This window comes from Corynebacterium sp. MSK073, from assembly GCF_030232085.1.
In the GTDB taxonomy this organism is placed as follows: Bacteria; Actinomycetota; Actinomycetes; order Mycobacteriales; family Mycobacteriaceae; genus Corynebacterium.
This window is the reverse complement of record NZ_JASPIY010000024.1, coordinates 1-8,204: the sequence shown is the minus strand read 5'-3', so window position 1 is coordinate 8,204 and position 8,204 is coordinate 1. Positions and strand designations below refer to the sequence as shown.

The 8,204-nt window shown below is 50.7% G+C and carries 10 protein-coding genes; 7 read left to right on the top strand and 3 right to left on the bottom strand.

Annotated elements, in window-relative coordinates; all coding sequences use genetic code 11:
- Nucleotides 1-44: 44 nt before the first annotated feature.
- A complete protein-coding gene (locus QP970_RS11380) occupies nt 45-521 on the bottom strand; it encodes a Type 1 glutamine amidotransferase-like domain-containing protein (RefSeq protein ID WP_284869947.1) in 477 nt (158 codons plus the stop codon).
- Nucleotides 522-623: 102 nt separating this feature from the next.
- Here QP970_RS11380 and QP970_RS11375 point away from each other — a divergent pair, with 102 nt between their 5' ends.
- Nucleotides 624-1,247, top strand: a complete 624-nt coding sequence (locus tag QP970_RS11375; protein WP_284771340.1) for a hypothetical protein — start codon at nt 624-626, stop codon at nt 1,245-1,247.
- A gap of 318 nt (nt 1,248-1,565) precedes the next feature.
- Here QP970_RS11375 and QP970_RS11370 read toward each other — a convergent pair whose 3' ends face one another.
- A complete protein-coding gene (locus QP970_RS11370; protein WP_284771339.1) occupies nt 1,566-2,042 on the bottom strand; it encodes a hypothetical protein in 477 nt (158 codons plus the stop codon).
- A gap of 314 nt (nt 2,043-2,356) precedes the next feature.
- Between QP970_RS11370 and QP970_RS11365 the strand changes: the two genes are divergently transcribed.
- From QP970_RS11365 to QP970_RS11350, 4 genes are all read left to right on the top strand, one after another.
- Nucleotides 2,357-2,587: a hypothetical protein gene (locus QP970_RS11365; protein WP_284771338.1), complete on the top strand. Its 231-nt coding sequence runs from the start codon at nt 2,357-2,359 to the stop codon at nt 2,585-2,587.
- A 131-nt stretch (nt 2,588-2,718) separates the two neighbouring features.
- Entirely contained in the window at nt 2,719-2,961 is a 243-nt protein-coding gene (locus tag QP970_RS11360) for a hypothetical protein (protein ID WP_284771337.1), read from the top strand.
- Nucleotides 2,936-3,976, top strand: a complete 1,041-nt coding sequence (locus tag QP970_RS11355; RefSeq protein ID WP_284771336.1) for an ATP-binding protein — start codon at nt 2,936-2,938, stop codon at nt 3,974-3,976. The genes QP970_RS11360 and QP970_RS11355 overlap by 26 nt, the downstream gene beginning before the upstream one ends.
- Before the next feature lie 400 nt (nt 3,977-4,376).
- Nucleotides 4,377-5,222 carry a P-loop NTPase and SpoVK domain-containing protein gene (locus tag QP970_RS11350; RefSeq protein WP_284796921.1) on the top strand — a complete coding sequence of 282 codons (846 nt, stop codon included), beginning with the start codon at nt 4,377-4,379 and terminating at the stop codon, nt 5,220-5,222.
- A gap of 642 nt (nt 5,223-5,864) precedes the next feature.
- Here the strand turns inward: QP970_RS11350 and QP970_RS11345 are convergent.
- Complete coding sequence (locus tag QP970_RS11345; RefSeq protein WP_284783790.1) at nt 5,865-6,488, bottom strand: hypothetical protein; 624 nt, start codon at nt 6,486-6,488, stop codon at nt 5,865-5,867.
- A gap of 585 nt (nt 6,489-7,073) precedes the next feature.
- On the opposite strand from QP970_RS11345, the gene QP970_RS11340 reads away from it, so the two are divergent.
- Together QP970_RS11340 and QP970_RS11335 are read left to right on the top strand one after the other, a co-directional pair.
- A complete protein-coding gene (locus tag QP970_RS11340) occupies nt 7,074-7,664 on the top strand; it encodes an AAA family ATPase (protein WP_284783792.1) in 591 nt (196 codons plus the stop codon).
- Nucleotides 7,661-7,927, top strand: coding sequence for a hypothetical protein (locus QP970_RS11335; RefSeq protein WP_284783794.1), 267 nt, complete (start codon nt 7,661-7,663; stop codon nt 7,925-7,927). The genes QP970_RS11340 and QP970_RS11335 overlap by 4 nt, the downstream gene beginning before the upstream one ends.
- The last annotated feature ends 277 nt before the right edge of the window (nt 7,928-8,204 follow it).

The following is an 8,204-nucleotide window of genomic DNA, read 5'->3' as shown; positions in this document are numbered from 1 at the left end:
AACCCAATTACCTGTCGCCAAGAGGTCTTCCGGTGGTGCATGCGCTATAACACGCGCCGGCGGCACTCCTGGTGCAACCTTGTGGCTCCTGATGTCTTTGAAACCGAGACTTCGGCTATACTGACCACAGCAGCATAGCTAACCCCCGACGTGTCCACTGTCCGGGGGTCAGGCCCAATCGCCCCAGCAGAGCTTCCCGCATACAACTTTCCATTACGCACGGCGTCAGCAAGAAGCTGATCTGCCCCGGTAGATTTCAGCGCGTGAAGCAAGCGGAATGTTTCACCACTCGCAACATAAACGCAATCAGCTTGCTCAAGCTCATGGCGAAAAACACTCAGCGGTGTCTCTGAAATAGTAAGAGACACCAGCGTATCCGCCACTTCACTAACCTCTTTTAACTCCTCCTGGGCAAATGGAGCCTGTCGCATTTCCACCGCCGCGTCATCTATATAGAGAATTCTTCCAGTCAAATACATGGCGAGATCAGGATGCAGGTAAGAGAAAAGAAGTAACTTCATACAACTCAGCCTACGGCCTAGCGTTTGTAGATCGAGGATACTTGGCTGTGCTCATCTTATACTGCTCAGTGAGCAAGCTCGTAAAAAGAAAGGTGAAATCCGTTGTCGTCAGACGTTCGGCGTTCAAAGAACAGTATAAAGTGGGCATTATTTTTACTAGCGTTCCATCTTGCTGCCGTAACGCTGGATCGTTTTTCGTCGAGGCGACAGGCACGAAATGGGGTGGAAGGCGATAACGAAACTGTCGAAAGCGCCCAAAGTAACACGCAACTGAAAGGGAGTGTTCGGTGGTATTTGGGAATTAATCGCACCATCTGTTTTCTTGTACTTGTAACTACCATTACAGCATGGATTTCCGTGTTGTGTTGTCACAATGAAGAATTCCTGCCATTGGCCGTATTTTCTCTAATTAATGTTTTTATTTTCGGGTATCGAAGCATATGGATGAGCAGTGTAAACAAGCGTGGGTACCAAGTAACTAATGACCCGGATGCCTATTCCCTAGAAAGAACAACCTCTTTGGCTTGGATGCTTTTGATCTTCTTTGTAACAGCTCGCTCTATGGGAATTGACTTGGCGCCGAAAGCGGTGACGGAGACGATTACTACACTAATCCTCCTGACTCCGATCTTTAGTATCTCTGGATCAAGCTGGGGAAAACTAAAAGCAATAAAGCTTAACGGCGACAAAATCGCCTGGCCTTGCCTACCGGGAGGACCCAAATAAAGAAGAAGCGAATGTCATATATTCATGGACCCCATACGCGTATCTACGATCCGCACAAGCGAGACTTTCTCTTCAGCCATAACTGCTAACGTAGTTGCTGAGTTTATCCGCATAATACAGCGAAGCCTGCCTTAACAGTAGATTCATTAGCGATTCTTGTCAGTGACAAGGACTGGGGAAAATAATCTGTGGGAAACTTCAATCTGCAGATAGGAAATAAACACCTCATTGGTTCTAGGGGCGACGACATAACATTCATTATCGGCGTGTAAAAACACGCTTTTACCATTCGAGGGGTCGAGATACCCCCAGTTTTGACTACCACGGGCGTTTAGCTCGCGGAGGCAGGTCTCCTTCAACGCTGCGAATCCAGCGTCCAACCCGCGCCTGGGACGTATGGGCGATCTTTGCGACTTTTGCTTGGGAATAGCCGATGTCGTTGAGTGAGGCTGCGAGATATTTTTGTACCTCGGTCAGCTTTTTTACGGCAGTGGTGATCCGACTCAAGAGGATTTCGTCTTGGGGCGGATAGTTCATTTTTCTCTTCACTTCGTCGTCTGTCGGTTCCCAATTCGGATCTGGGTTTGAGGCTTTGAGTTGATCCTCTGCACTATAGAAGGCCTCCTCTTCCCAAGTATTCATGGCTGTCACTAAATCGACATATTCGAATTTCGCTCCGGGAATCTCATTGATGGTCTTTAGACGCTCCTGAAGTTCCTTCTCAATCGCTTCGACGCGATTTTGTAGGTCGGAAAGGTATTTTTCAACCTCGTCGATATCTATGTTCTTACGCATGTATACGAACCTAATGCTCATCTTTCGGTTTTTCTAGTTTGTTCTTATACGTCTGACACTTCGCGCGCTGTATGTACTAGAGGCGAATAACCGGCACTTTCCGAGAGCCGTGATGTCTGTTTCCTTATTTATGTATCCGTATCCAGCATAAATCGTTTCGATTTGATTTTTTCTATATTGTGCGATTGACACGTCACGCTCTTTCTGTACAATAGTCAAATACCGGTGCTTTTATAGAGTTCTGAACTCTCTGCCCTTGTTCATGCACCGGAGTCAATTAACTTGCCTTTTCTGAATAAAGAAAGGATTTTGTCGTGAAGATACCTTCTTATCTTCTTCCCGTCGGCCAACTCTCTGAGGGGATTGAGGTGAGCAGCGAGCCTCAAGAAGTCGTGACTCGCGATGGTGAGTCGAAAACCTCGCAGGTTTTCCTTGGTCAGGCATGGAAAATAGGCGTCAAGTATGTGTTAAGCGAGAAGAAGACGACGCGGAACGATGTGACCGTCGTGGACAGGGAGACTCGCGATGGTTCGGTGACCGTGTAGTCTCAAGTAAAACCGCTGGTCAGTGAGGGTGACGTCGTGACTTTCGAAAACGTGATGACCGGCGCTTTTGCACCTCAGGACGGAAATGCCGTCCAGTTCGTTCAAGCAACTAACGTTAAGGAGGCCTAAAAATGCTCCACGCCATCAAAAGCACAGCTGGAGACTACGGAATGTTCGTCGGCGGTTCGGAAGAGTTCAGGAAGTCGCAGGTTGAATCGACTTTTCGTGCTCTGACTTCGCCCTGGAAGTGCGCTTCGTTCATGCGGGAAGTAATCGAGGCTGAAGGCCCGGAGAATTGCGGGTTTACCAGCATGGACGAGGCGACTGATGCTCTAGAGGAGCTTGTGAATGCAGCTGCCGTTGAACGTCGATGAGTTACAGCAGGCTGTCATCTTCTGGTCGATTCGGATAGCCCTGGCCGTTGTCGTTGCCGGCATTGTTTGGCTTGCTCTTGTCAAGCTTTTCCGACGGCGGTGGTTCCGCACTCGCGCGGCGCGCGAGTTGTCGACCAGGAGAAAACAGGTTGAGGAAAAGTTTGAGATGAAGATAAACCGAGTAAGCCGAGACGGCATGGTTCCTATCGCCCCGGGGGATACATCGAAGTGGACTCGTGAGGGGCTGTCGGCGGAGTTGGGCAACCTTCTAAAGACTCCGGTCAAAGTGCTGGTGAAGAGAGGGAAGGTTCAAGTCGTTGACCTGGTGGACTTGCCTTCGACAGTTCGGGGCGTTCCTCGGTACGAGGAAGGCCGGGTCATTCTAGGCCTGTCCGAAGACGGCGAGACCGGCGTTGATCTGAGGGAGCAGTCAGGGGCTGTCGTCGGTGCAATGCCCGGTTACGGGAAGTCCATTCTTTTGCAGCACCTGGTGAGAGCGCTAAGCAGCGCGGGCGCGACCGTGAAGACGTTCGACGGCAAGCGAGAGAAGGCAGAAGACTTCTTACCGGTTTTGAAGAGCATGCAGAAAGTAATGAACAAGCGGCTTTCGTCTGAGTTGGATTTTTGGCGAGATCCTCAGGGGAAAAAGCTGCTCGTCGCTGTTGTTGACGAATGTCAGTTAGTGTTTTCTGCTGCGTCGTCGTCAAAAGACGATAAGAAGTCTGCCGACGATTGTACACGACTTGTAAGAGATTTGGTGCAACGTGGCAGGTCAGCCGGGGTGTTTGTTGTCCTGGCAACCCAGAGAATGACCGCCGACGTGCTGCCAACTGCGATTCGCGACCTCTGCGGTGTGAAGCTTTGCGGACATGTCACCCGCCCGGAAGACGCTGAGCTGGTACTGGGACGCAGACCTGAGGACGGTGAACCGTCTCCGGTGGAAGTTGGCCGTGGTCGGTTTGTCTGCGCTGGTGAGGGCGGGAATCTCGTCGAAATGCAGGTGTTCGCTCCCTAGTTGTATGTCCCCCCCAATCCAAGGCCGAGCGTGAGTGACCGCGCGGAGGCCGGTAAGGCCGACGCGGAGCGACCTCCCAGCGGGAGGAGCGCGAAGCCGAGGGAGGCCGAGAGGCCGGAGCAGAGGGAGCGGTAAGTGAGTGCCGCCGTGATTGGGGGGGATGCGGCCCGGTGCTCACAGGGACGGGGCCGCGCACCTTGTTTTAAGCGATTTTTCAGGGCAAGGCGGTCGCAGGCGCGACCGTCGCGGCAGCCCAGTGCCGGGGTTAGTGTTACCCGGCACCTCTGTAGCATGTATCACCCCAGCTCAGAAAGGATATTCAGGTGAAGCAATGCGTAGCAGAAAATGTAGCAAGACTACGCAGTCACGGTCATGGATGGCCACAGTATCAGCAGAGAAGATGAGCCGAAAGGAGATAGAAGAAGCTCTTGCACAGTACTCCTATCTAGGGCAGCTAGAAGAAGGCGAAGAAGACGGATACCGCCCCTGGCAGCTACTCATTGATGGCAACACCTCGCCGATCAGGTTTTCCACGCTTAAAAATAAACTACCCACGGGGCATCTAGAACCCCGCCGCGGTCCCATACAGCAGGCCATCGAGTACGTCACCAAAGAGACAACTCGTGTCACTGGAGAACCAAGGCTAGAACACGGCATAATTAGACACAATGACGAAAAAGGGCGTCGCAAAGACGTCGAGATAGTTCGTGAAGCAGTCCTTGAAAAAGAGCTTTCCGCGGACCAAATATTTCTTCAAGTTCCAGAAGCTGCTCGTATGACTTCGTTCGTTGAAAGGCTCGTTGCTGCCCGAGAGCGCGCACAGAACTCAGAACCTCGAGAAATTGAGGTTCTGTGGCTGTATGGTCCGCCTGGCACCGGGAAAACATCACTAGCGGTGGATATAGGTGGCGACGATTTCTATCGAGTCACTGACTACTCCCATCCGTTTGATTCTTATGCAGGGGAAAAGACTCTGATTCTCGACGAATTCGATGGCTCGATGCCATTAAGCCTTGTACTCAATATCCTCGATGTGTGGCCTATGAGTCTTCCGGCTCGCTACGCGAACAAGGCTGCTGCGTACACGCACGTTGTGATGGTTTCTAATGAATCTCCGCGGGGCTACTATTTATGGGAGCCAGCATCGCGGCGACAAGCGCTTGCCCGGCGGATTGACACAATCATCCATATAGATTCCTATGGCGCTCACGACGAAACTCGCTTACGGGACAAATTCTTTGACTAACAAAACAACCTCATAGGGAGGGACTTCAGGCGGGTAGATTTTAGGACATGAAACTATATTCATTCATATACATATGAAGAACTATCCAACAATAATGTGACATTCTCCTGCAGTCCCTACAGTTCCGTGGGCATCGATTTGAATGCGTTCCAAGTCTCCGTTGTAAATACTTGCACCAGTTTGCACGCTGGTAGTGGTACCGGAATAGCGTGGCAAGGACGTCGCGCTTGCGCGACGTCCGCGGCAGCAATTAAACATTCCACTAGCAATCTCTGTCGAGGCCTGAAATCTAAACTTCGACTCGTTTGACTACACCCCAGACGACGAGGGCCGAAACTTTAAAAAGTTTCGGCCCTCGTCGCAACATCTGAGCATTACCATCCTGGTAAATTAGGTGCTTTTATTTCGTCGATGGTCCCCAGAGATTCTCTCTTTCTCGGAAGTCCTTTGCTTTTCTTTTGACCCACATTACAGTCAGCAGTCCAGAGACTAGGGTTCCGATAAGCCAAGGAATCGCGTCATCAAAATTTAGCGTGTGTCCTCGGCCCATTGAAAAAAAGAAAGCGAAGATAACGGCAACAAGTGCAAAGAAAATAATGCTGGTGCCAATCAGGCGAACAAGATACTTTTTTCTAGAAACCATTACTGTTGAAAGGCACACAATCCTGCGGAAGCGGCCAAGGCGGCTGCGATCGTCGCTGGACCACCGATGGCCTTTCCAGCACCGTTTACGAATGCAGGGCCAAGAGCTCGTACGATGGTGGAAGCGGTCAGCTTCCAATTGAAGGCTTTAATACCAGTTACGATGGCTGACCACGTGCCGCTAGTGAAAGCCGTGGCTGGAATTCCTAGCGCACTCCATAATACGCACTTTGCGTATGAATTTGCATCGTAAGTTTGTACCATAACTGGGGTTTTTGAACCTGCCTGAGGATGTCCAGGGTTGGGACTGTTGAAGGCTCGGGCCACTGCATGAAAGTCGCCCATGCTGTCTGCGTAACCATCTCTTATTACGGCTTGTTCATTGACGGTGAAGACACCATCTTTTTGGGGAATATATTCCGTAAACAGTACTTCTAGGTCATCAGCCAGTTGTGCTTCCTGTGCAGAAGTCGGTTCTGAATTTACTTCGGCAGCGGTAAAATCGGGGGAATTTGTCTCGGCTGCTGTAGCGTATGTATTTCCTCCAACCATGCTAAGTGCCACGCAGGCTATCATGGCGCGTTTGGTGCAGGTTCTTTTCAGCCATGAGTGAGAAGTATGCATTTCGAATCTCCTATGGGCGGTGATTAGGCATAGAGTACCTGAGTGTTGAGCTAGGGAACTTTTGCTCCTGCTCACTTTAAGTATATGTAATAAGGAAGAGGTTCTCCATGGTAAAAAGTCGCCTCTTCCGTGTCGAGGCCGAACTTATGCAATCATTGTTTGTGGTAGGAGCGAAAGGCCTTCTGATTATGGTTCAAGGACCTCACCGTTCAGACCGAGTGGTATCTATACGGATGTCAGAAGGCATCATCGAGCACCTAGATGCTCTATGTGCCCGTACTGGTCGCAGTCGTGGCTTCTAACTCAAGATGGCAGTTACTGCGATGCTGTCCCAGTTGGAGGGATACCACTGGGGACACATCGCAGCGGACTTCGAAGACAAGAGCATTGAAAACGAGTTTTGCCGCATCAAGCTCGCAGGTCTGTCTGTAGAACATGACGATAAAAAGAAGCAAAAGACTCATCTGCCAGCACTTTTAGTATTTACAGTAAACTATACAACTGTAGACCTGTATAGATGTAAAACAGTATTTACTGAAATCTGTAAACTAATAGACGTAATGACGTATCCACCTAGGAGAAGCCATGATTATTACTGCCATTAACGCCAAGGGTGGCGTTGGCAAGACCACTACAACGATGTTTCTCGCTACGGTTTTCGCCCACCGAGGAAAGACCGTGACTGTCACAGACTTAGACCGGCAGGGTTCAGCTCTGGAATGGTCTGAACGCGCGGAAGATGGAGGCGACCCTTTACCGTTTGGGGTTGAATTGTCTATTCCCAAGCGTGTTGATAGGCAGGCGGCACTCGTCGGGGACGATGAGTTCATGTTTATTGATGTGCCACCAGGAGACGAGAACGCTATCGAAGCAGCAATCGCTGTCAGTGATTTCATCATTCTTCCGACCCGTTCTGCTGCAGCTGACCTTTCTCGTGTGTGGGAACTGCGCGACGCAGTTAGCGGAACACCGCATGCAGTCCTGCTGACGTTCGCTAGGAAGGGCACCAGTGCTCTTGATGCTGCACGAGAAGCACTTGATACAGAACAAATGCCCCACTTTAAAACCGAAATCCCGCTACGCGAGGACATGCACCTAGCCTTCGGCTACTGCCCAGGCCCAGAAATGCACGGCTATGAACAAGCCGCAGACGAACTCATGGAGATGATGAAATGAGCACCAGCAAAGAACGCGCCAGGGCCCAGCAAGGCCCGCGAACCTCCTCAAAGAAATCCGCAAGGCCGGCCCCGACCGCGGAGAAGAAAACAGTACGAGGTGCATTCCATCAACCCACCGGCCGCGACTACGTCAAGAAGATGACCGTCGAAATTGACCGCGAACTTCACGCAGAACTCAAAGTCATCGCCGCGCAAAAAGGCATGACCATTCGCGAGATTGTCAGCAACTACCTCGAAGAATACGTCCGCAACAACAAATAAGGTTTTACAGGAATACAGCTTTACCGCACCTGTATTCCTGTAAACCCAGCAGGTGTAGATAAACCATCCCCACCGTCGTGAGGGTAAGTATGCGCAGGAGAAAACGGGGAGGTAGATCTTGAGTGAGGTGAACCTACCTTTAAAAAGTGCTATGAGATCTGGTGGTGGGGGGGAAATATTTCTTGTCTGCGCTTAAGCAAGGGTCAAGTCCGTTTGAGTGGTGTTTCTACCTTTCGATAGAGCATGCAGTGTGATGGTGTCAGGGGCCAGCACGTGC

What these genes read in the sequence shown, in the direction of transcription:
- QP970_RS11380 (WP_284869947.1), bottom strand. Translation starts at nt 521, where the DNA reads ATGAAGTTACTTCTTTTCTCTTACCTGCATCCTGATCTCGCCATGTAT.
- QP970_RS11370 (WP_284771339.1), bottom strand. Translation starts at nt 2,042, where the DNA reads ATGCGTAAGAACATAGATATCGACGAGGTTGAAAAATACCTTTCCGAC.
- QP970_RS11360 (WP_284771337.1), top strand. Translation starts at nt 2,719, where the DNA reads ATGCTCCACGCCATCAAAAGCACAGCTGGAGACTACGGAATGTTCGTC.
- QP970_RS11355 (WP_284771336.1), top strand. Translation starts at nt 2,936, where the DNA reads ATGCAGCTGCCGTTGAACGTCGATGAGTTACAGCAGGCTGTCATCTTC.
- QP970_RS11350 (WP_284796921.1), top strand. Translation starts at nt 4,377, where the DNA reads ATGAGCCGAAAGGAGATAGAAGAAGCTCTTGCACAGTACTCCTATCTA.
- QP970_RS11345 (WP_284783790.1), bottom strand. Translation starts at nt 6,488, where the DNA reads ATGCATACTTCTCACTCATGGCTGAAAAGAACCTGCACCAAACGCGCC.
- QP970_RS11340 (WP_284783792.1), top strand. Translation starts at nt 7,074, where the DNA reads ATGATTATTACTGCCATTAACGCCAAGGGTGGCGTTGGCAAGACCACT.
- QP970_RS11335 (WP_284783794.1), top strand. Translation starts at nt 7,661, where the DNA reads ATGAGCACCAGCAAAGAACGCGCCAGGGCCCAGCAAGGCCCGCGAACC.